The organism is Paenibacillus sp. FSL R7-0163 (genome assembly GCF_037969975.1).
Taxonomy (GTDB): domain Bacteria; phylum Bacillota; class Bacilli; order Paenibacillales; family Paenibacillaceae; genus Paenibacillus_AQ; species Paenibacillus_AQ odorifer.
Genome location: NZ_CP150224.1, coordinates 365,310 through 389,121 on the forward strand (window position 1 = coordinate 365,310; position 23,812 = coordinate 389,121).

The following is a 23,812-nucleotide window of genomic DNA, read 5'->3' on the forward strand; positions in this document are numbered from 1 at the left end:
GAGCGTGAATCCTAATGTCGCAAGAATCTCTGAATGTGGAACGCTTGGCGGGAAGGTATGGGTTCTTGGAACGCACGGGACTACTTCCACTGCCGAGTATAGATGGGATCACCCTTGTAGTTGAGCTAAGCCGCCCGGATTGTGCCGCGGCTTGCTTACCCTTGCTGCTGCTCCATTCTGGAGAGTCTGTGCGCATTATTGCTGTGGCAATGACTCCTGATTTTTCTATGGATACATTAGCCGGACAGTTCTCACAGGAGCAGTCGATTCTCTTTGTTCCTTATGAGAAAGAGGAGTACATGCCTAACCAGGCTCTGGCACAGATCGAAACCAGTTTCGCGGTTTTACTTGAAGATTCGACCATGGTATCGTCTGGCTGGCTAAATGAGCTATTGTGGGTTCCTTTTGATGACGCTTCTGTTAAGGTGGTTGCCCCTCGCTCTTCAACCGAAAGAGGGGAAGGGAAGAAACGTCTTCACTTCGGCACCTATGATGAGTTTGCTGCGCATGTGAGCTATAGTCTTAGCCGGCACCAAGGAGAATGGCGAGAGATGGATGTACTAACGGGTTCTTGCCTCCTGTTCTCTAAAGAGCTGCTTCAGCGTATTGGAGGGTTGGACACCTCGCTTCATGCGCGGCCTCTTATGATTGCCGATTGGTGTCTTCGAGCGCGGCAGTCTGGAGCTAAGCTGGCGCTAAGTGATGCTGTGTATGTTCATGCTATACATTCACTTGATAGAGGCCAGAGTAGGCTGAACGGACCAACACTTGCGGATGGCTGGCGGGCGTACAGTACAAAATGGGCGCTGGAAGATGTCTTAGAAGACGAAGAACATCTTGTACCGCAGAATGGATTCTTACAATCAACACAACCTGTTATTCCACTCGGTAAGGCAACCTTGGCAACGCCATTAGTGACGGCGATTGTTTATTGTGAAGAGGATGGGAATGGGGACCATCTTCCGCAGGACTGGGCAGCTACACAGGAGCAGCAGAGCTACAAGAATATTCGCTGGATCTGGATCAAGGACAGCTGGATGAACACAGCTTCCGGCTTGCCAGTAAATGAACAGGATGTAGTGATTACAGTTCGTGGTCAAGAGGCTTGGCTGCGGGCTTTGAAGAATGCATCTGCATTATTTGAGAGTGAGATAACTGTGTATTTATCAGACTCTATCAGGTATGAGAAATATTACGTTGAACGGGTAGTGAAGGCGATCACCCAAGGTTCCGCGGATCTGATCGTTAGTTTATCTACGGATATGGACGAAGAGGTGGGGCATTTGCTTAAGGGAGACCCTTCGGGAATTGTTTTTCCGCTAGAGCGAGTTGCTCATAAAGGCGGGAATGTGCCTGGAGTGATTACCTGTAAGGCGTCCACTTCGCACCAATTGCAGCTTCACCCTGAAGCTTCACTAACTATAGGTTATGTGGGGGATTTGTCCGAACCGCAGGGGAAGAAGGCAGATAGCAGCAGGGGCAGGGAGGCGCACTCATGAAATATTTAATTCTGAGCAGAGGCTCCTGGGAGGAATACGAATATAAAAGACTGTTGGATCTTCTTCCCGAGCGGGAAGAGGTTTGTTTTGCCGGAAGAATGACTCTTGAGCAGCAGATTAACAGCCAGATCAAGCCGGTAATGATCGCGGATATTCATACTCTCAAGGCGAGGGAGTACACATTTCTGGTCTCCTCTCCTTATTGGCTGCCCGAGGTTCTTTCTTTGCAAGCAGGATATATAGTGGCTTTGTTAGAGCGCTGTCCGGAAGAAGAAAATAAGGTCTTATGGGATAAATACAGCGGCTTGCTTGGAGCAAAGGCTGATCTAGTAGGAACCCGGTCAGAACGGATCTATCTGGAGCAGAGCTTGTGCAGGGAGAGTGTTATTTATCTCGACGGGGATCAGCAGGAATCCTATGGAGTTGTATTTCAGCGCGAGCGGATTTATTTTCTGACAGATTATGAGATGTTGTGGAGTAAGGCGATTGAGAACTTATGGCAGGAGGAGCCCCTCCTTGCTACGGACTGGTTTAGGATTCAACTACAGCTTAGGGCTGATTATTATACCTCAATGTGCGCCAAGCTGCCCAGCCAGCCTGTTGTACATTATTTGGCAGCATCTTATTTGTATTTGCTTGGGGACTCCACAGCGAATCGATATCTGGCGCAATCCTTTGAGTTAATGGTGTTGTATGAATATTTGGATTGCCTTATTTCACACTTCCGGTTTTTTTCTGCAATAGAAGCCAAGACAGGGAATCTGGAAACGGCAGTCCGCCAATTTGCGATTACAGCATTTACCGCAGAGGAGAAGCAAGCAGTAGAAAGGATGGAGAGCTGGCTCCATTCCGGTCAGGATGAATTGGTTCGCGCGGAGTTGTTCCACCGGAATGAGGATGAGGCATCGGCGGTAAGAATTTTAAGCCCGCTAACTTCTTCCGAGGCAAAAGCGTTGCTGGTGCAAAATTATGTGCGGACTTTTCAATGGGAAAAGGCAATAGAGCTGCAACATGAGCAAGAAGAAAATGTGGATGAAGCCATGGAAGGCACCATACACTTGCTGTATGGCAGGCGGCACGAGGCCATCCGCAGCTTTTTAAATGCAGGAGGGCAAGACAATCAGGCATGGCCACTTTTGTCAGAGATGGCAGATCTCGAAGAGGCTGTAAGACGATTGAGAAGGAGAGTGGAGGATGAGTAGTCATAGAGGGCCACTCCGCAAAATGTCAGGCAACCGTCTGACCGCTATAATGCAGGTTAGGAACGAAGCCGGAAGGTATTTGGAGCAGGTGCTGGAGGAATTAAGTGAGTTCGTGGATGATATTGTGATCGTGGATGATGGTAGTACAGATAATACGGCTCAGTTATGTCTCTCTTTTGCCAAAGTTAAGAAGCTCGTAACCCTGCAAAGCTCTTTGTTTAACCGTGAATGGGAGCTGCGGCAAACATTGTGGGAGCTGGCGGTATCTACGAATCCGGATTGGCTGCTGTCTGTGGACGCCGATGAGTTCTATGAAGAGTCTGCTAAACGGGAGATGAGGCGACTCATCGATCAGGATGTGTATGACTGGGTATCCTTCCGATTATTTGATTTTTGGGGCGGCACCACACATTACCGTGAAGATGAGCATTGGAATATCCACACGAAACATACCCGTACACTAGTCCGCTATTTGCCGAACTTTCATTATTTTTTTCCGAAAATGGATCATCATGTGCCAAGGCTTCCGCTCTCTTATTCGGTATTGCCGGGTTTTCTTACCGAGCTGCGTGTGAAACATTATGGTTGGGCGATATCCCCTGAGGAGCTTCGGCGAAAATACTCGCGTTACCTGGAGCTTGATCCAGAGGGGCGCTGGGGTAGTCTGGAGCAGTACGAATCTATCCTTGATGAGCAGCCCCATCTGGTAGAATGGCAAGAGGAGCATTGAAATCCGCATCTGCCCTGCCAACCGGCTAAGTCCGGCTGGCAGATCTCAGAAGCAGCGCAGAAGAGAGATGAGCTGACGGTATCCCTTGCGGATAAACTTCTGCTGCGAGCTGCAGCTTGTAATAAGCGAGGCTCACGGCTGCGGTAGCCCCCCCGACTCTACGCAAAGCGGCTTCATCTTCTATATGAAGGATGGGCACCTCTCCGCAGGAGTAGGCTATCGCAGCGTATAATTGCCACTCGGTACAGTCCGCAGGCGTTTGATATTGAGGAGGCTTGCTGACATAAATAGAGCACCATTGTTTTTTTATGGAGGTGGGGGCTTCGAGTAAACCGTAAAGTAAAGGCTGCGGCAGACTGGACCATTGAAAGGAAGAACCTTGCGAATGCCGATAAAGTGCTAATAAACTATTCCAAGCACCAGTCTGAAGCAGCAATTGTGCTGCATAGTTGAGATCCGAAAGATCAGCTTTAAGCCTATAATTCCCCGCTAAAAGATGATGGATCGATAAAATCCCCGGTCTGTAAGGCAATAGACAGACAAGCCAGCGCATGGCAGACTCAGTATCTCCAATACGGCAAGAGAAAGCCCACAGGTAGCCAAGTACAAAGGATCGGTTGGAAAGATGGGAAGGATCATGAAGCAGCTGTTCAAGCGGTGCGAGTGTCTGAAGATGTTCCGGTTGATTGTTTATTTCCAGAATCGCCTGCAATGCAACCTGAACAGATAAGGGTAACTGGCTGGCTGTAGAAAGCTCAGCTTGCCATTCCGGATCGCGGGCATTGAGCGCTGCGGGCAGAAGATAACTCAAAGTATCAGGGGATAAAGAGTGCAGATGGTTGTGGGTCAATGCTCGTAGTTGTGCCTTCCCTCCAGATAGAAGGCTTAGTGGGACGAGTTCTTTCCACGCTTCGGTATAATCAGGCTTATGTTGTATGGCAGCCTCGTAATGTCTCCACGCATCCGGGTATTGGTATAACTTCTCACACACTCTCCCGGCTAGTAGTTCTGTTCGATACGTTCCACTGCCCGAGGAAGAAGGGTATTTATGTGCTGTATTCCCGCTCTGAAGTGCTTGCTCCAAGTAGTGCTTGGCTGAGCTGAGCTTCCCTTGTTCCAGTAACAGGAGGGCATAGCTTTCTAATAAATCCGTGAAATCGGGAAAAAGACCGCTCCCCGTACGAAAAACTTCCTCAGCTTCCTGCTTTCGGCCACATAGTTGTAAGGCGTAAGCCGTCTTAAGGTAAATATCTGAGACATAACCGGAAGGGGCTGGAGTGGAGGTGAGCAGCGGAAGGAGGATCTCTGCCGCTTCTTTATATTGTCCCTGCTGATAATACTCTGCCCCTAACGCATAACGAAGAAAAAGATGGTTTGGTTGAAGCCGCAGACCGTTGTTGATAAGTGCTAAATTGCGGTTATATTTATTTTTACGCATCAATTCATCTTCTAAATATCCGTAGTGCAAAATACGCAAATCTGCATAAGCGATCTCCCCCGCTGGAAGCTCCCAAATGCTGCTGGCAATCTCCTCATGAATACTTCCGCGAAAAATAATTCTTTTGTCATTTCTGAATAATCGACAGACATGATCTGTAACAAAATCCGCTTCAGGTATATCACCGACATAGTGGATAATGGGCAGCCAATACCCATGAATATACTCGGCACCAAGCAAGGGCTGGAGCAGATTCTCACTCCAATGATCTACAGCCTCATCGGCATCCAGCACCAGAACCCAAGCAGAAGTTGCATACTCTAGGCTTATATTCCGAGCTTTGGTAAAATCATTTTCCCAAGGAATGTCGATAATCTTTGCACCGAACCTCTGAGCGATTTCTTTACTGTTATCCTCTGAACCTGTATCCGCAATGATAATCTCAGATACTAGCCCGCACACAGAGGATAAGCATTTCTCCAGATGGTTTGCCTCGTTCTTAATGATCATGCAAAGTGTAATATCCGGTGTGGTCATAGGAATACGTCCTTCCTAATCTGAAACTCTGGGCAGTGGAAGTGCGAGCCGCACTCTTTTAGCCGCTGGAGAATAGGGGGTTGAAGAAGAGAGGGAGGCAAGCAGACGATCCGCCAACAAAAGCTCCGAACGCCCTGGGTGATAGGCTGGGTTGAATAACGAGTCATTAGATGAGGGCTGCCCTGTGGTCTTCATCAGCTGTTTTGCTGCCTTATCACATCCCTCAATCTGCAATAAATCTAAGAGAAGTCCGCTTTTAGCAGCTGTGTATTCGGGTAGATGAGCGTGAAGCCAGCCCGAAATTTCATTTTCGCGCTCAGCACATTTTAAGGCTCGGATCAGACGGGGTATGATGGGCGTTGGCTCGGGATGAAGCTGAGCAGCTTTGGTATAACAGGCACAGGCCTCGGTCTGATCGCCTATTTCTTCGCATAACTGTCCCAGCAAATAAAATGTCAAATAAGATCCGAATCCGGACTCGGTATGGTAACCGGATGGAGCTTCTCCAATGACTAAGGCTTGCAGCAATGCTGTTTTGGCCTCAGCTAGGGCTCCCATTTGAAACAGCAGCACACCTTTGATATGAGCCAAGTCAGGATAATCTGGATGTAAGGTTATCCCTAAGTCGCAAGCTTCCAGCGCCGCGTTGAAATCTTTTAATTCTGCCAGGCAGCGGATTTGATATTTGTGCAGCAGATGAACGTAACTTGTGTCCGGCGGAGCTTCGTTAAGTGATCTTTTGATATGCTCTAGAGCCGGTTGATATTCACTAAGCCGCATATATTCAACAGCCATATTGAAATGGTGAAAGGGGTCATTGGGATTTAACTTTAGCTGTTCCTTGAGTAGCCCGACATTTCGTTTGATCTTATCTTTTTTTGCTACTACGCCGTCTGCATAACCGTAATGATGGATGACTACGGTGCTTAAATGCATAGCTGCTTTGGGTGTAGCTTTTACGATCGTTTCTGCAATCTGTTCGTGGATGATGCCGCTGAAACGGTACTGCGGGCGGTTACGGAATAGCCGGATAATCGGATTAACAGTAATGGTCTGTGAAGCTTCGGTTAAACCTTTATGATTATGAATGCGCAGAAAAAAAGCTTCATACTCCAAATGCTCCGCACACAGCAACAGCTCCCCCTTACTTTTCGCATCCAGTTCCTCATCTCCATCCAGAATGAGAATCCATTGTCCGCGGGCTTGCTGAAGACCTGCGTTGCGGGCAGCGGCAAAATCGCCATTCCAAGGATGGTGAACAACTTTAGCTCCAAAGCTTAGAGCAATTTGTAGCGTGGAGTCGGTAGAGCCAGTGTCGACTACTATGATCTCATCGGCGACACCACGTACACTTTTTAAACATTGGCTTAGGTTATCTCCTTCGTTCTTAACGATCATGCATAGCGAAATCAGAGGTTTTTGGCTTGGCATGCTCATTTGGCTGCCCTCCCCTCGCTCTGTCGGAAGCTCCACTGTGTGTGCCACGGTGTACGATTTAGTAAAAAGATGGATTTATGGATGGCACCAATATTCGTTTGCAGTGGACCATGGACGTTAGCCGCATCCAAGCTGTTCAGTGCCTCCTCCATGCTAAGCTTCGCTTGCTGAAGGTAACAGAGTGCTAAACCTACTCGGGCAGCCTCATGCTCAGGCATCTGCTCCAGCGCTTGTTGAAACCATTCACTGGCTTCCGTGTAATGCCCCTTGTCAAAGACCATCTCACCTATATAAAAAAGAACCTTCGCATCAGCCGCTTGATCGCTAACTAACCTGATAAAATGCTCGCCTGCCTCATTCCTATTCCCTTCTTTATATAATGCTGCGGCTAATTCAGACCGAAAGGTAGGGAACAAATTTACCAAAGCTTCGCTTAACGCGGGCTGGTGTAGTTTTACTGATTGTTCGATCAAATCTGAAATGAATGAGGAATGTAATGTTAATGGATCTACCTCTGCTTCAACGGGATCTACCTTTTGTTGCTGGTGGCACTTCTGAATGTATTGCAGTCCGAAACGAAGTTCGTCTGGTACATAGGTTAGCAGGTCATTGTGGAATTCTCCAAAAAGCGACCAAGAGCAAATAGCCCAGAGGGTAGCCCACTTTTTCAGATATTCTAAATCATGGTTATCTTGCGTAGCTAAGGAGGCCATTTGTCTTATCGTTGTATAGGCGTCTTCCAGCTTGCCGGTAATGATGAGCGAAGAGATCATCCAATTTGCCGTCTCTAATTCCAAGGGAAAAGTGTCTCGGGATAAGTTAGTGATGGCCTCATTAGCATTTATCGCAAATAAACTGTCAATAATCGCAGCTCGTTGGGCAGCATTAGTTGGGGGGACGAGTTGTATCAGCAAGGTGGCAATCTCCTCATCGGTTACAGCTAAGCGTTGAAAAGCAGAAGCTATTCCCTGCAAGGCAGGCCTATATAAAGAGTGGTGTTGAAGCGCACGGTGGTAGAATCTCGCAGCGTCCTCCTGAAGCTCAAGCCGCTCTGAGATTAATCCTAGTCGATAAAGTGGGCGGAAGGTGTTCATCCCTTGCTCAGATACATATTTTTGATTAACCTGATCTCCAGAAATGGATGCTGCACGCTGATAAGCTTGAAAAGCACGTTCTAACAAACCTTGACTCTCCAAAGATTGGCCTAATAAAAAATGCAGGTCAGGGTAATCCTCATAACGCTCCAATTCAGGCAACAGCAAGGGATCTATGATATTGGTTTTTCCTTGAGTCAGATAAATTTTACAGAGATCTCTAATCATCGTAGGACGGTAGGAAGCTTCAAGTGGCACATGGTGAAGGGTCTGGCGAAGTAATGTCTCTGCTTCCAGAAGACGACCGTCCTGACAGCAGGTGACTGCTAAATTATACGAGTGAAAAGGATCTTCCGGTTGTTCGGCTAAAGCGAGTCGCAGCAGCTGTTCATTGCGTTTGATTTTATTTTTTCGTGCCATGATTTCCGGCATATATCCGAAGTGTTCAATCTCAATATCACTATGCTCAATCGCCGAGCTGTTATGTGATTTAAGGATTGCAGCGTCAATTCCTTCATGAATTCTTCCGCTATATCGATAACCCTGTCCATTTCGGAATAAACGAACCGCACTGTGCTTTACCTTATCTTCAGGCCGAACGCCAAGCCAATTATCAATGTTTACTGTAAAAGCCTGAGCTTGCGTGTTTTGCAGGAGGCTGCGGAGTTCCGGAAGTGGAGTTTGCAGGCGTTCATCGGCATCAAGGACTAGAATCCAATCGGTATCCGCCTGATCGAGGCCTTCGTTACGCGCTGCAGCAAAGTTTTCTGTCCATTCCCGTTGGAATACTCTAGCCCCGTGCGCTTGGGAAATAGCTATGGATTCGTCAGTAGAGCCTGTATCTATGACTACAATCTCGTCAACACCTGCTACGCTTGTGAGACAGTGGGGCAGAAGATCAGCTTCATTGTTAACGATGAGGTGGACGCCAAGCGTAATATTGTTCACGTTGTTTCCTCCTTGTTACATATGTAGAAGTAGAAATCAGCTTTTGCTATCAAAAGAAAAAGCACATGGATATCCATGCACTCTTTCGTTACAACATATGATGGGCATCTACATTACGTTCCCTGTGCGTTGAAACTTACATTGATTGTTGAGGCGGCTCCTGCATTCGTTGATTGATAGGATAAGCGTGTATATTTCAAGAATCTGGCCGGAACTATGACATCGATAGAACCTGCTGCTAAAGGATTATCTCCTGTGGTATCGACGAAATAGTTCGTTCCGTCAGCACTGATTTCTACTCGTGTGTTGACTGGGTTAGCTCCAGTGTTATTGATGAAAAAGGAATAGGTCCCCAATACGCTCGTAGTCACTGCTGGCAGAGGAGTATAGGCATTAGCAGTTGCAATACCCGTCGTGGTCTGTTCGATAAAGCTGCGTTGTGAAATAGAGGTCACACTACTGAGTGTACCGGCTGTAATGGTGGCTCCGAGCACGCTGGTAATGGTCCCGTTTAAGAGGTTGGTGACCGTACCTGCAGAAGACAAAGTACCAGCTGTGATGGTGGCTCCAAGTACGTTAGTAATCGTGCCTTCGAGAATGTTAGTAATGGTACCTGCTGAGGACAGAGTACCCGCAGTGATCGTAGCTCCGAGCACGCTGGTAATGGTCCCGTTTAAGAGGTTGGTGACCGTACCTGCGGAAGACAAAGTACCAGCCGTAATGGTGGCTCCGAGCACGCTGGTAATGGTCCCGTTAAGGATATTGGTAACTGTTCCTGCTGAAGACAAAGTACCAGCGGTAATGGTTGCGCCTAGTACACTAGTAATAGTACCGGCAGTGATCGTAGCTCCGAGCACGCTGGTAATCGTGCCATCGAGAATGTTAGTAATGGTACCTGCGGAAGACAAGGTACCCGCAGTGATTGTAGCTCCTAGCACACTAGTAATGGTCCCATTAAGGATATTGGTAACTGTTCCTGCTGAGGACAAAGTACCAGCGGTAATGGTTGCGCCTAGTACACTAGTAATAGTACCGGCAGTGATCGTAGCTCCGAGCACGCTGGTAATCGTGCCATCGAGAATGTTAGTAATGGTTCCTGCGGAGGACAAAGTACCAGCTGTGATGGTAGCTCCGAGTACGCTAGTAATAGTCCCGTTAAGAATGTTGGTAACCGTACCTGCGGAAGATAAGGTACCCGCTGTGATGGTAGCCCCGAGTACGCTAGTGATAGTCCCGTTAAGAATGTTAGTAACTGTTCCTGCTGAGGACAAAGTACCCGCAGTGATGGTAGCTCCGAGTACGCTAGTGATAGTCCCGTTAAGAATGTTAGTAACTGTTCCTGCTGAGGACAAAGTACCCGCAGTGATGGTAGCTCCGAGTATATTGGAAATCGTACCATCTAGGATAATTGTCGTTAGATTTCCGCCTGGATCTGTAGTAAGCGGATGATCAATCAGCGAGGCATCCCGGCCAAAAATAAGCGTTCGTAGATTATCGGGATTAGCTTGAAAAGAGCTGTAGTTAGGCAAAATTCCTCGTCCCTCTCTTATAAAATTGTTAACTCATACCTATAGACTGGGCTTGGACGTATACATCAATTTTGCCTAAACCCGTTGACTGTTGCGTGGAGGCGGATATCCGAGTCCACTTTAAAAATCTGCTTGGCACTAGCACCTTCATTTCTTTTGCGGCCACGATCTCTTCTGAATCTATAAAAGAATCAAAACTGTTCGGACTAATCTCCAAGCGGACGCTAACAGGGTGGTCTCCTTGGTTCATAACTGCGTAAGAGATCATCGTTTTAGTTCCGCTTTTTTGCCAAGGCAGAGGCGAAATGGAGCTGGACACGGGGAATCCGATAAATTGATGCTCGGAAAATAAAGGACTGATCGTGACCTTACGGCGCTTTCTTCGACCATTTGGAGGTGGAAAAGGTTGCGGATTTCTAGAGCGATTCCCCTGTTTTCATTCACCTCCTACGGGTTTTCTGGAACCCTATCCATAAAAGGACCCTAACCGTCGTTTGAGCCCTGAGCATCAATAAACCGCAGTCCAATAAGCCGCGAACCGTTAGGGACAATCCTTAGCCATTCGAATGGTGATAATAATATATGGTGAAAAATAAGAGGTGATTGGGCTGCAAAAGCAAAAATACGCACCTTCCCAAACAACCTGCTACTTAGAGCGGCATAAAATAAGATAAGCTCAAGTACGGGGAGGATAGCGCATGCCAAACGATTCAGTATTTAATCAGAGTAGCCAGCCACTCTTTACAGAACAAGTCAACACGTATGTTGCACCTGGTATAGATTCAGCTCCGGAGGGAGGAGCGGCTAAGGAGGGGCTATTGTTTGGAATCCCTTTTACTTCTACGGTAACGACTGCTGCACCGTTAGTTGTTCAGATTAGTAATCCGGCAGGCAGCGGACGTACATTGTATGTATCCCGTGTTGCAGCTAGCTCGGCAACAGCTGCGGTTACGTTATCTCTACTTCGGAACGCTACGGTCACCGGAACCACCGTTACACCGATAAATTTTAATTTTGGAAGTGCGTTAACCAGTGTGATGACGGCCAGAACCTCGACTGCTGCCCCTACGGGAGGTCCGGCCACTCTAGTATCTTTATTACTGGCAGCGGGTCCCGTCATTGTTGACTTTACTGGACAAATCGTTGTTCCTCCCGGAAATTCCATAACCACGTCCATCACGATTGCATCGGGAACTTCAGCAGCGACAACATCTATCAGCTGGTGGGAATATTAGAACTGGGAGGGGATAATCATGCCTAATCAATATGTGTTTAACGACAATGATCAACCTCTTTATGTGGATATGGTCAATACCTTCCAATCTCCGGATATCAGCGCGCCACCTGAAATAAGTGCTTCGAAGGCTGCGGTCTTGTATTCTACCAACACATCCGTGTCTAGTTTGGTCGTACTTAGTCTTATTTCTGCAATTACTTCTATTCGGATTAGTAATGCTGCTGGCAGCGGAAAAACCGTATATATATCTCGTATAAGCGGCAGTATCGGCGGATCTTCTCTGCTATCGGCTATGTCTGGAAGCTTTACAATTGTCAAAGGGGGGACGTTAACCTCTCCTGCAACCTTGACACCAACAAATAATAATCTCGGAAGCGCGGCTACAAGTGCGATGACCGTTCAATCTTCAACAGCGGCAATTAACGGGGGAACAACGCTTTACAATTATCAATTAGCGCCGGGAGCCTTCTCACAGAACTTTACGGGCAGCATCATCGTTCCGCCGGGGACTGCTATTTGTGCTAACGTAACTTCATCTAGCTCGGCCGTAGGTTTAACGATTACTTCTGCACTCGGTCTTCTTTGGTGGGAACAATAGAATATATATTTTATTTTGAACCTATAACGGTGGTGAACCTTGACATCATTTGGTTAAGGTTTTACATAGAAGGTTGGAATGAATAGAAAATAAAGGGGATTGGCATTATACAATAAAGATGGAATTCAGTTTGGAATGTGAAAAGAGGGACAATTATGGAAAGTTGTTTATTTATTCATGGCTTTACCGGAGGTGAGCATGAAATCTCTCCCTTGTCCCAGTTTATGGAGCAGCATAATTATCGTTCCAGAACATTTACCCTAAAGGGGCACGGGAGCAGCAGGAATGATTTACTGCATTCGGATCGACATGATTGGCAGCAAAGTGCTGAGGATGAATTAACAGAGCTGTTAAAGACAAATGACGGAGTTCATCTGATCGGTTTTTCAACCGGTGCTCTTATTGCTTCACATCTCTCAGTGCGCTATAAACCTTGGATTAAATCTCTCACTTTGTTGTCTACCCCTGTGTTTCCGCTGAATCCTGTAGAAATTATTAAGACCCTTGCGAGCTTTTCCATGCTAAAAACTTATATTAGTAAATTCAGTTCAACGCCTCCAAAAGCAACTCGAGAGTTCCAGCGACTGGTTCGTGAAAGCTTTTCTGTTTATCCGCATATTGAGACTCCAACCCTGATCGTGCAAGGGAAACGGGATCATCTAGTGAAGACTAGAAGCGCCGATTACCTACGTCATCATATGATCAAGGCGACCCAAAAACAGGTGCTGATGGTCGACAACAGTGGTCATATGGTGTGCCATTGTGAAGAGAAGGACCGAATTATGAATGAAGTCTTGCAGTTTATTCAGAGTACAGGACGTTGAACTCAAACACTAAATATTCAACCCCAAGAGCTTCCGAAATAGGAGCTCTTTTTTTGTGTGCGCCCAGCATGGGCGCTATCTATAGGGTTGAAGTCCCGAATGGCGAAGGCAGTAGTAGCCATTAGCTTAAGGCAAGGGTGTCCACCGCGAGGTGGAATCTGAAGGAAGCCAGCGGCAAATCTCCGGTCTGAGGAATACGAACTTCATACAAGGCTAACGTAGGCTGGATGAGGTTGCACAACAAACCAAAGTCCATACTGCCAAAGGCGTACGAGAGTAAATGAAGCAGATAGATGGAGAGGAAGATAGCGTTCTTACCTGGGGAGATCTGTGTGATAGGCGAGTATACTTCGTAACCCTACTTGTGAGAGTAGGCTGAGTGCACAGAAGTCAGCAGACGCCATAGTACGCAAGCTGTTGCAACAGCTGCGGAAGGGCTGAACATGGAATAGGATTTATACATCCAGGCGTTCAAGATGAGCGATGAATGCAGAAAAAAAAAAATCCGAAAGGACCTGACTGAAGAAGGAAACGGTGAATCCCGTGGGGGTCTTCAGCAGGGCGGAGTTCATCTTTGGCACAAATGGAAGGTATAAATCACGTAAAGAGAGGTTAAAAAAAAAATGTTGGAGCAACTGCTATCACGGGAAAATCTTCTGCAAGCCTTAAAGCGTGTTGAAGCGAATAAAGGAAGTCATGGCGTAGATGGGATGTCCGTAAAATCCTTACGAGAACACATCGTACAAAACTGGCAGACCTTGCGGCATGCCATAGAAGAAGGAACCTATGAACCGAGCCCCGTGCGCCGAGTCGAAATCCCGAAACCCGGTGGCGGAGGTGTTAGGTTACTAGGAATACCTACCGTGACAGATCGAATGATTCAACAAGCAATCGCGCAGGTGTTAACTCCATTGTTTGATCCAGAGTTTTCCGACCATAGCTATGGATTCCGTCCGAAAAGACGAGGGCATGATGCGGTGAGGAAAGCTCGAACCTTTATGAAAGAAGGATATCGATTCGTAGTCGACCTAGACTTGGAGAAATTCTTTGATCGCGTCAACCATGACCGACTGATGATGAAGATTTCGGAGAAAGTGGAGGACAAGAAAGTTCTCCTGCTTATCCGCAAATATCTTCAGTCAGGTGTGATGGAGAACGGGTTAGTAACCCCGACAACGGAAGGTGCCCCGCAAGGCGGTCCACTGAGTCCGTTATTATCTAACATTGTCCTAGATGAGCTCGACAAAGAACTCGAGAAACGTGGGCACCGCTTCGTTCGTTATGCGGATGATTGCAATATTTACGTGAAAACGCTAAGAGCAGGAGAGAGAGTCAAGACAACGGTCACCCGATTCATCGAGACGAGGCTAAAGCTGAAGGTGAACCAAGTAAAGAGCGCGGTAGACCGTCCCTGGAAACGAAAGTTTCTAGGATTTAGTTTTAGTGTGGACAAAGAACCAAAGGTGAGAATTGCGAAGCAGTCCTTACAGAGAGTCAAGGTTCGAATACAGGAGATATCCTCTCGAAAGAGATCGATGAAGATGGAAGAGCGAATCAAGGAACTAAACCACTACCTCATGGGATGGTGCGGTTATTTCTCGCTGGCGGATACCCCAAGTACCTTTCGAGATATGGATAAATGGATACGAAGAAGGCTACGAATGTGCCTCTGGAAGCAGTGGAAGACCCCTAGAACCAAAGTCAAAAGACTTATATCCTTAGGGGTACCTAAGGATAAAGCCTATGAGTGGGGAAATACCCGAAAAGGGTATTGGCGAATTGCAGGGAGTCCAATTCTACAACATGCATTGAATAACCAATATTGGGAAGCCAATGGATTAAAGAGTGTATTGGACAGATACAACTCCTTACGGAATATTTCATGAACCGCCGTATATCGAACGGTACGTACGGTGGTGTGAGAGGTCGGGGGCTAGCCGCCCCCTCCTACTCGATTGTGCATTTCAATTTTAAGGCTTGACAACGCGTCTGGTGTCATGGTAATTTTTAGTAGGGAAACCGGTTTCCCTAAAATTCGTTTGTTTCTATGCCAAAAACATCGCTGGAAAGGTCGTTTTTAATCCAAGAAGTAGGTTTTAGTGTGTTATGAATACGCTTTAATAAGAGAGGGAGATGCGCGCGATGAAACGTAAGTTATGGTACGTGCCCGTTCTGATTACATCTATTCTTCTTTCTACTGTGATTAATTTATTCATCTTAGCGCCACAACAGGCAGATGCGGCCAGCATCGGTACGATTAACGAGAATGATACCATTTATCAGATTATGGTTGACCGGTTTAATGACGGGGACTCTTCCAACAATGCTACGGGAGCGGCAATTCGCTATGGCGAGAACTCTGAAGAAGATTTCCGTTATATGAAAGGCGGAGATTGGCAAGGGGTGATCGACAAGCTGTCTTATATTAAAAATATGGGGTACACCGCGATCTGGATTTCCCCAGTGGCGGAGCCGCAAATGACGAATCGGGAGAACAATGGCAGCGGTAAAAATACAGCGTATCACGGGTACAATGTTAAGGACCCTAACGCAGCCAATCCCTACTTTGGTACAAAGGAGAAGCTGAAGGAGTTAGTGGATTCCGCACATGCGGTTGGCATCAAGGTAGTGATCGACGTTGTGCCGAACCATATCGGTGATTATATGCTGGGTACCCAAGCCTACTATGATATCCCTAGTCTGCAGCCAGCAGCTCCTTTCAATAACCCGGCTTGGTATCACCATAATGGAGATATCAACTGGTCTTTGGCAGACGGAAGATACGATCAATGGGCACAGGATTACTTAGAAAATCATGATCTAGGCGGACTGGATGACATTGACTTCGATGTCCCTGCTGCTAAAAAAGCCGTATTTGATTCGATTAAAGGCTGGTTTGACTATACAGGAGCAGATGGTGCGCGTGTAGACGCAGCCAAGCTGATGAAGCCGACTGATATTGGTGAACTGCAAAATTATCTGGGGGTTAATACCTTTGGCGAGAATTTTGACGGCAATGCTGAATTTGTCTCACGCTGGGTCGGCAACAACAAGGAGTGGGGCATGCTTGATTTCCCAATGTTCTTCTCCGTTCTAAATAGCTTCGCATATGGGCAGTCTTTTGACTCCAATATTAAAAGCACCTTGGCACAGGATTCCTACTACAACGGAAATGCCAATCACATGGTTACCTTTATCGACAATCATGACCGCAATCGTTTTCTCACAGAAGCCGGAGGAAGCGTAGATAAGCTGCAGAACGCTTTGACTTTTATTTTTACAGTGCGTGGAACACCCGTAGTCTTCCAAGGTACGGAACAGAACAAAGGCAATGGTAATGGACAGATTATGACGGGAGGCATCGCCGATACCTGGAACCGCTGGTCAATGGTGAAACGGGATGCAAACGGCAATGTATTAGAGAATTATTTTAATGAGAATGCCAGCACCTACAAGCACGTAGCCAAACTTAATGAGATTCGGAAAAATAATCCGGCACTCCGTACAGGCACTCAACGTGAAATGTGGTCTGCACAGAACTTATATGCTTTTTCACGTCGTATCGACACTGGAACTAATCTGGGGCAGGAAGTTATCTCCGTATTTAGTAATAAATCCAGCGGCTCGCAGACCGTTACCATTCCACTGCGTGCAGAGAGCAGCTTGGCAGTCGGGACGGTTCTTTATAACCAGTTGAACACTTCGGATACGGTAACTGTACAATCGGGTGGAGCAACTGGCAAGCAGATCACTGTAACCGTGGGTGCAAATGCAGCCAAAATTTATGCAAAACAACAGCTTCCTACAGATACAGTGGCTCCAACTGTACCAACTAACGTGACCGCAACTGTTCAAAATGCATCCAGTGCTTTAGTAAGCTGGACCGCTTCCACCGACAATGTAGGTGTGACCGGATATGAAATTTATCGCAACGGCGTCAAAGTGGGTACATCCGCAACTACTTCATATACGGATAACGGATTATCCGCCAGTACTACGTATGACTATACGGTAAAAGCAATGGATGCAGCAGGCAATCTATCCCTCCTTAGCGCGATTGCTTCAGTGACAACACCAGCGGGGAACAGTGTCACTATTTACTATAAGCAGGGCTATACCTCGCCTTATATTCATTATCGCCCTGTAGGAGGAACTTGGACGACATCACCAGGTGTGGCGATACCTGTCTCTGATGTAGCAGGCTACAACAAAATAACGATTAATATCGGCTCAGCCAGCCAGCTTGAAGCTTGCTTTAACAATGGCAGCGGTACTTGGGACAGTAACGGGGGCAGCAACTATTTATTTAGTGCCGGCACCTGGACTTATACACCAACTGGCAATATTCAATCGGGTGGACCAGTGACGCCGACACCAACGGTAACGCCGACACCATCACCAACCGTAACGCCTACACCGACGGTAACGCCGACACCGACGCCAACCGTAACACCAACACCAACGCCAACAGCAACACCAACAGCAACACCAACAGCAACACCAACGCCAACTCCGACACCGACCGTAACGCCTACACCAACGCCAACACCAACACCAACACCAACACCTGTCGGCAGCACGGCAACGATCTATTATAAGAATGCGGCTTATAGCAGCTCTTATATCCATTATAAGCTCGATGGTTCAACGGTCTGGACGACGTCTCCAGGCGAGCAGCTCCAAGCTTCTGCTTTTACAGGATATAAGGCGGTTACGATTCAGCTGGGCACGGCAGCTGGGCTGACCGCAGCCTTTAATAATGGCAGTGGCACATGGGATAACAATGGCGGCAATAACTATCATTTTGCTGCGGGCACCTGGAGTATGGTGAATGGCAACATCACCGCAGGAGAACCACAAGCGGATAGTGTTACATTCCGAGTAACTGTTCCTGCGTCTACTCCTGTGAGTGGTCCCGTTTATCTCTCCGGTTCCTTCAATAGCTGGAATGTGGCAGATCCGAACTACCAACTGACGAAGGGCAGTGATGGTATTTACTCCATCACACTAAGTCTACCGGCGGGAACAGCAATTCAATACAAAGTTACACGAGGCGCTTGGACTAATGTGGAGGTGAATTCGAATGGATCGGATCTTTCCAATCGAACTCTTACGCCATCAGGCGGTACACAAACCGTAAATCTGACGGTTCAGCGCTGGAAGGATCTATAAGCTTCATAATATCTACAGCTTAAACACAACAAGGAGCGGCTACCGTATGGGGCCGCTCCTTGGTAAGCAGTATGAAGCTTTTTAATTGCAGAAAGTACAATTAGACTTTCTGTTTGAAGCTGGTAGAAAGATTTAACTGTATTTTGTACAGTAGAATTCAGGAAAAAGGCTGTTTTTTGCCGATTTCACGAGTTTTGACTGCACAAAGTGCAATTAAATCGAATGTTACCCATCTTATAAGGATTTCTATTGCACAAAATGCAATTAAATCCGATGTAGCCATTTTAGCTATCAAGCTCGATCAAGCTAAATCAGCACTCAGCGCAACCAAGCTTCTGCCTCCTCACTAAGTTCCCGCCGGGAACTGGGATCTCATGGTTGACTCACGGGGAATGAGTTCTGGCTCGAGAAGCAAATGCCCGGTAGGCATGTTGTTATTACGAATGCGTTGCATCAGCAGCTCGCCTGAAGATACCCCCAGCTGGAACGTGTCGATATTCAGAGAGGTTAGAGGAGGCGTAGTATAACGGGACAGAGGATATTCATCAAAAGCGGCGATGCCGAGCTGTGATGGAACATGAATATCCAGTGATTTTGCAGCTTGAAGCACCCCGAAGGCAACATAGCTGTTCATGCATACTACGGAGTCTGGTCGATCTTCGCTCTGTAGAAGCTCAAGTGCAGCATGATAGCTCTCATGTTCATCAGCCTTACAATTGATAATCCATTGCTGCTGATCCGCAAGATCTGCTTGCTGCAATGCTTGCAAATATCCACTCAGACGATGGGTATAAATCTTTTCCTGCTGCTGCCCGCCTGTGAAGGCTATTTTGGAATACCCCTGCTTTATTAAATGTGAGGTCAGCATGCTGCCGCCTGCTTCATTATCGAAATCGACCCAGCTTCCGGGAGTCATAATTTCGCCGATGGAGATGTAGGGAAACTCCAAGCGGTTCAGTTCTTCGCAAAGCTCTTCCGTAAGTACGGAGTTATTCGCTATGATTCCGTCGACACGTTTGCTGAATACAAGTCTATTTAGAAAATGTCCTTCCGGACTACTATGCTGCACATTGGAAATAGTCAGCTCGTATTTTAAAGGCGCAATTACACTTTCTATTCCACCGATGATGTTGTAGAAAAACTGGTTTAGAAATTCACTTTCCTTGGACATATCGACCAGGAGACCAATATTACAGCTGCTTTGTCTGGCTAATCCAGTAGCGATACTGCTTGGTGTATAGTTCATCTGCTTCATAATTTCGCGAACTTTGTGTTTCGTTTTCTGTGATATTTTTGGGGAATCGTTTAATACTTTGGATACGGTAGATTTAGCCACATTGGCTGCTTTGGCAATATCAGAAATGGTTACTTTCATTGTCTTCCCCTCATAATCCAGAACGGTATTTGTAACCATAATAACACAAATTTAGCAGTCTCTCTAATCACAAAGAGTCTCATAGATTTAAAGATAAAAGCATAAAAAAGGAGTTTGGAAGTTATGCCTCATACATGGTTTTTATATCATACAAGTGAAGATCCGTTTGCCTATCCTGTGGGTACGGGCATCTTGAAGCTCAGACTGTTCACGCAAGCTGGACAGCAATTATCCTGTACCGTCATCTACTCAGACCGTTATGATTCTCCGGGGCATGAAGTTCCTTTGCAGATGGAGCGGATTGGGTCGGCAGGTGTTTATGAGATACATGAAGCGGTCATTGAGAACCCTACGAAAAAATGCAGATATCTATTCCATGTAACTAATCCTGCGGGTGAATATGTCTGGTATGGAGAGAGAGGGGCGTCGGAGAACCGCGAACGTGCGGGTTCTTTTCAATATGCATATCTCCATCATTCTGAGGCGTTGAAGTTACCTTCATGGAGCATGGATGCAGTAACCTATCAAATCTATCCTAGCAGTTATAACGAAGGGACCTTACAAGGCATTTCTGACAAAATGCCCTACTTGCAACAGTTAGGAGTAAACGTTGTTTATATGACGCCTGTATTTGAGTCTCCTTCAGAGCATAAGTATAATACCTCCGATTACTATAAGGTTGATCCAGTATTTGGGGATATGGAAGGATTGAAGGCGCTGGTCAGCCAGGCACACAGGCATGGAATCAAAGTGATTTTAGACGCTGTGTTTAATCATTCGGGAGACCGCTTTTTCGCGTTTAAAGATGTGTTGGCAAAAGGAGAGCTATCTCCGTATAAAGATTGGTTCTTCATTCATTCCTTTCCGGTTACGCAGACGCCTGTACCCAATTATGAAACGTTTGCCAAAGCTGAAGCGCATATGCCAAAGCTGAACATGGACAATCCGGATACGGCGAATTACATGATTGAGGTTGCGAAGTATTGGGTGCGCGAGACAGGGATTGACGGCTGGCGTCTGGATGTGGCCAATGAAGTTAATCCGCGTTTTTGGTCCCGGTTTCGGCAAGAGCTCAAATCTGAATATCCTGAAATCCTGCTGATCGGTGAGATTATGCATGCTTCTGGGCCATGGCTTAGAGGGGATCAGTTCGATGGAGGAATGAATTATGTGCTTCGTGATGCAGTGTTGGAATTTTTTGCGGAACAATCTACGGGGCCAATTCGCTTTATGGAGCAATTGCTCCATCAGGAGGCATTGTATAATGACCAGGCGAATTCGGCAATGTTTCAGTTGCTTGGCAGCCATGATACCCTGCGGTTTCTTACGGCATGTAAAGAAGGTGGGCGTGGTTGGGACCACGTGAGTACCGCTGTTGAACGTATGATGCTGGCTGTTTTTTTCCAGATGACCTATATCGGTATTCCAATGATCTATTACGGGGATGAGGTTGGGATGGAAGGGGCGACAGACCCCCACTGTAGAAAAGCTATGATATGGCAAGAACAAGCTCAGAATGCAGTGCTGCATAAGTGGTATCAACAATTGATTTCTCTGAGAAAAAGCCATGAAGTTCTGCGCAAAGGTTCGTTTCGTCCTTGGTTTACTGATGAAGTTCGTAATGTGTTTGGCTACATACGGGGTGTGGAGCACGAGAAGATAGGGCTGATTATCAATAATTCTCCAAACCCGTACCAACTAGAGCTTAGCCCATATCGAGCTGATAAGAACGAATTAACTGATTTATTGTCTGGAGCAACTTTTAAAAATAATAATAAGCTTACGGTCAGCATTGAACCTTTTGGCTGTTTGATGTTGTATTAAAAAAGAAAAGGCCCCTCTCTAAGGAAAGGGACCTTATTCTAATTTACAGCACTTTTTTTGCTTCTTTTGTTCTTTAAGTCTCTATATTCCTGTTTCTCCCATTGTTTCAGCAACGGAAACGGATCAAAAGCCCATTCGGTAATTCCGCGATCGCGGTAAATGCCAAAATGTAGATGTGGAGGAAATTTTCCTTGTGTTCCGGGATTGCCGTAACCCGAGCTGCCTACCCAGCCAATAATCTCACCGGGGGTGACTATATCTCCGCGAGAAATGGTTTTGTTATATCCAGATAGATGAGCGTAATAATGGTAACGGTTCTCGATATCGCGAATGCCAATTCTCCAGCCGCCGTATCGGTTCCAGCCTTTTGTCTCTACTAAGCCAAAGCAGGTGCTTCGTACTGGCACTCCTTGAGGTGCAAATAAATCTGTTCCTTCATGGATACGTGCTCCGCCCCAGCTTCTTCCAGTACCCCAAGTGCTACGATAAGAATAAAGGTTACTTAGGGGAAGCGGGAAGGCATTGCCGGATAGGTCCAGCCGTCCAAAATGTTCATATAACTTCGCGAACTGGGTAATGCGCTGCGAGGCGCGGCCATTGTGATAATACTCCCAGACCCCGATACTGAAATCACTAGCGGATTGTCCATACTTCAATAAGTGTCTAGCCATACTATACAGAACGTCCGCATCATTCTCTGGATCAGCAATGCCGTCTCCTGAGCCATCACTGCCAAAACCATCAAAGAAGCTAATGGATTTCGGGGAAGTATCCCCTTGATCCGGGTTAAGTGGACCAGCCCATACTGGTGCCGGGATTATTATCGCTGTAAGGCGCGTGGAGACAGGCTGCCCTGAGGCTCCCTTTTTGGCGAGCGTGCGTTCATATTGATCAATGGCTGCGAACCTAAACCAAGGGATACCAGTAGCTGCGCTCATTTGCTCATAAATCTGTCTACGGCCAGACCATTGCGCTTCTTTGCTAGCACTAGCGGGATCCCCGCTGCTCATCACCGGTTGGATAGTAGGCCGCGCTACAGCTGCTGCAACGGGAAGGTTTAAACCACCCCAAAGGATAGCGGCCGCGGACAGGCATAACAGGGTTCTCCGGTTTTTAATATTTTTAAATAGGGCCAGCAAGATAACAGCCTCCTTTTGTCCGGGCATTAAATTGAATGTAGTCACTTCGGATGAAGCTTTTTTATAGATTGGTGCAAAATACTACTTTTTATCCGTTCTTGTCTAAAGGTACCAGAAAAATCTCGCTGGAAACTCCAGATGATACACCCTGCATATTTCACAAAAACAGGCAATTGTAAATCGCACATGTTATAATATGAGGCAGCAACTTTCATCTGCAGCATCACATTCAGGAGGAAGCGGGGTTTATCATTTTGTCTAATAAAACAGCAAAGCAACCTAAACCGGATTGGATTAAGATTAAGCTAACTACCGGTGACAACTATCAGGAAATCAAAAGCATGATGCGTTCCAAAACTTTACATACCGTATGTGAAGAAGCTAGGTGTCCGAATATTTATGAATGCTGGGCAAACCGTACGGCTACCTTCATGATTTTAGGTGATATTTGTACACGCGCATGCCGTTTTTGTGCAGTAAATACAGGGATGCCTACAGAACTGGACCTGCAGGAGCCTGAACGTGTAGCTGAAGCTGCAGAGAAAATGAATCTTCGTCACTGTGTGGTGACTAGTGTGGCCCGCGATGATCTTGCGGATGGTGGCGCTCAGATTTTTGCTGAGACGGTCGCGGCGATTCGTAAACGCCTTCCGTTATGTAGTGTTGAAGTGCTTATTCCAGACTTTTTAGGAGACCGGAATAGTCTTGAGATTGTCATGAACAGTAATCCAGACATTCTTAATCATAATATTGAGACCGTGGAACGGATGTCAGATCGTGTACGGGCTAAAGCGAAGTACCCTCGTTCCTTGGAATTGCTGCGCAGAGCCAAGGAAATGAAACCCAATATTCCAACCAAATCGAGTATCATGCTTGGTGTCGGTGAAGAGTGGAATGAGATTTTACAAGCAATGGATGATTTGCGAGCCGTAAATTGTGATATATTGACTTTAGGACAATATTTGCAACCCACTCCAAAACATTTAAATGTCGAGAAATATTATCCACCGGAGGAATTTGCACTGTTGAAGGAAGAGGGAATGAAGCGTGGCTTCAGCCATGTGGAATCAGGCCCGCTAGTTCGCAGCTCTTATCATGCGCATGAGCAGGTGAAGTCTGCAGCTCAAGCTCGCGAGGAGCGTGCGGTTTCTTCTAGCTAATTATTGCTTTTCTGTGGTTTAATTCACGGAGAATGTTAGTAAGAGGAGGAAGAGCGACAGCGTTCTGAA

The 23,812-nt window shown here is 46.6% G+C and carries 17 protein-coding genes; 10 read left to right on the forward strand and 7 right to left on the reverse strand.

The genetic code is table 11. The annotated features are described in order from the left end of the window. Positions 1 to 14 precede the first annotated feature (14 nt). From NST45_RS01555 to NST45_RS01565, 3 genes are read left to right on the forward strand one after another with little or no spacing between them, the layout of a single operon-like run. Complete coding sequence (locus tag NST45_RS01555) at positions 15 to 1,499, forward strand: hypothetical protein (RefSeq protein WP_036685352.1); 1,485 nt, start codon at positions 15 to 17, stop codon at positions 1,497 to 1,499. Then, a complete protein-coding gene (locus tag NST45_RS01560) occupies positions 1,496 to 2,701 on the forward strand; it encodes a hypothetical protein (RefSeq protein WP_036685350.1) in 1,206 nt (401 codons plus the stop codon). The genes NST45_RS01555 and NST45_RS01560 overlap by 4 nt, the downstream gene beginning before the upstream one ends. Beyond that, on the forward strand, positions 2,694 to 3,431 hold the full coding sequence (locus tag NST45_RS01565; RefSeq protein ID WP_036685347.1) for a glycosyltransferase: 738 nt from the start codon (positions 2,694 to 2,696) through the stop codon (positions 3,429 to 3,431). The genes NST45_RS01560 and NST45_RS01565 overlap by 8 nt, the downstream gene beginning before the upstream one ends. 25 nt (positions 3,432 to 3,456) lie before the next feature. Here the strand turns inward: NST45_RS01565 and NST45_RS01570 are convergent, their stop codons facing one another. From NST45_RS01570 to NST45_RS01590, 5 genes are all read right to left on the reverse strand, one after another. Further along, a complete protein-coding gene (locus NST45_RS01570) occupies positions 3,457 to 5,406 on the reverse strand; it encodes a glycosyltransferase (protein ID WP_076141794.1) in 1,950 nt (649 codons plus the stop codon). Positions 5,407 to 5,421: 15 nt separating this feature from the next. After that, positions 5,422 to 6,843, reverse strand: coding sequence for a glycosyltransferase (locus NST45_RS01575; protein ID WP_339824655.1), 1,422 nt, complete (start codon positions 6,841 to 6,843; stop codon positions 5,422 to 5,424). Then, a complete protein-coding gene (locus NST45_RS01580; RefSeq protein WP_339824658.1) occupies positions 6,840 to 8,885 on the reverse strand; it encodes a glycosyltransferase in 2,046 nt (681 codons plus the stop codon). Before NST45_RS01580 ends, NST45_RS01575 begins: the two co-directional genes overlap by 4 nt. 113 nt (positions 8,886 to 8,998) lie before the next feature. Beyond that, on the reverse strand, positions 8,999 to 10,414 hold the full coding sequence (locus tag NST45_RS01585; protein ID WP_339815001.1) for a DUF6385 domain-containing protein: 1,416 nt from the start codon (positions 10,412 to 10,414) through the stop codon (positions 8,999 to 9,001). Between the two features lie 28 nt (positions 10,415 to 10,442). After that, entirely contained in the window at positions 10,443 to 10,682 is a 240-nt protein-coding gene (locus NST45_RS01590; RefSeq protein ID WP_282580012.1) for a DUF6385 domain-containing protein, read from the reverse strand. 430 nt (positions 10,683 to 11,112) lie between these two features. Between NST45_RS01590 and NST45_RS01595 the strand changes: the two genes are divergently transcribed. The 5 genes from NST45_RS01595 (at position 11,113) to NST45_RS01615 (ending at position 18,245) form a co-directional block, all read left to right on the forward strand. Next, on the forward strand, positions 11,113 to 11,649 hold the full coding sequence (locus tag NST45_RS01595) for a hypothetical protein (RefSeq protein ID WP_076099384.1): 537 nt from the start codon (positions 11,113 to 11,115) through the stop codon (positions 11,647 to 11,649). Positions 11,650 to 11,667: 18 nt separating this feature from the next. After that, positions 11,668 to 12,249, forward strand: a complete 582-nt coding sequence (locus NST45_RS01600) for a hypothetical protein (RefSeq protein ID WP_076099383.1) — start codon at positions 11,668 to 11,670, stop codon at positions 12,247 to 12,249. A 155-nt stretch (positions 12,250 to 12,404) separates the two neighbouring features. Continuing rightward, a complete protein-coding gene (locus NST45_RS01605; protein WP_339824662.1) occupies positions 12,405 to 13,073 on the forward strand; it encodes an alpha/beta fold hydrolase in 669 nt (222 codons plus the stop codon). Positions 13,074 to 13,696: 623 nt separating this feature from the next. Continuing rightward, positions 13,697 to 14,959 carry a group II intron reverse transcriptase/maturase gene (gene ltrA / locus NST45_RS01610; protein WP_036681916.1) on the forward strand — a complete coding sequence of 421 codons (1,263 nt, stop codon included), beginning with the start codon at positions 13,697 to 13,699 and terminating at the stop codon, positions 14,957 to 14,959. Between the two features lie 256 nt (positions 14,960 to 15,215). Beyond that, the gene (locus NST45_RS01615) at positions 15,216 to 18,245 is read left to right on the forward strand and encodes a carbohydrate binding domain-containing protein (RefSeq protein ID WP_339824665.1); all 3,030 of its coding nucleotides are present in this window, start codon (positions 15,216 to 15,218) and stop codon (positions 18,243 to 18,245) included. Between the two features lie 346 nt (positions 18,246 to 18,591). Here the strand turns inward: NST45_RS01615 and NST45_RS01620 are convergent, their stop codons facing one another. Continuing rightward, positions 18,592 to 19,620 carry a LacI family DNA-binding transcriptional regulator gene (locus NST45_RS01620; RefSeq protein WP_076296362.1) on the reverse strand — a complete coding sequence of 343 codons (1,029 nt, stop codon included), beginning with the start codon at positions 19,618 to 19,620 and terminating at the stop codon, positions 18,592 to 18,594. A 123-nt stretch (positions 19,621 to 19,743) separates the two neighbouring features. On the opposite strand from NST45_RS01620, the gene NST45_RS01625 reads away from it, so the two are divergent. Continuing rightward, entirely contained in the window at positions 19,744 to 21,444 is a 1,701-nt protein-coding gene (locus NST45_RS01625) for a glycoside hydrolase family 13 protein (RefSeq protein ID WP_036685324.1), read from the forward strand. A 38-nt stretch (positions 21,445 to 21,482) separates the two neighbouring features. Here the strand turns inward: NST45_RS01625 and NST45_RS01630 are convergent, their stop codons facing one another. Further along, entirely contained in the window at positions 21,483 to 22,583 is a 1,101-nt protein-coding gene (locus tag NST45_RS01630; RefSeq protein WP_076144532.1) for a M23 family metallopeptidase, read from the reverse strand. Between the two features lie 254 nt (positions 22,584 to 22,837). Here NST45_RS01630 and lipA point away from each other — a divergent pair, with 254 nt between their 5' ends. Beyond that, the gene (lipA, locus tag NST45_RS01635; protein ID WP_036685320.1) at positions 22,838 to 23,743 is read left to right on the forward strand and encodes a lipoyl synthase; all 906 of its coding nucleotides are present in this window, start codon (positions 22,838 to 22,840) and stop codon (positions 23,741 to 23,743) included. Positions 23,744 to 23,812 lie beyond the last annotated feature (69 nt).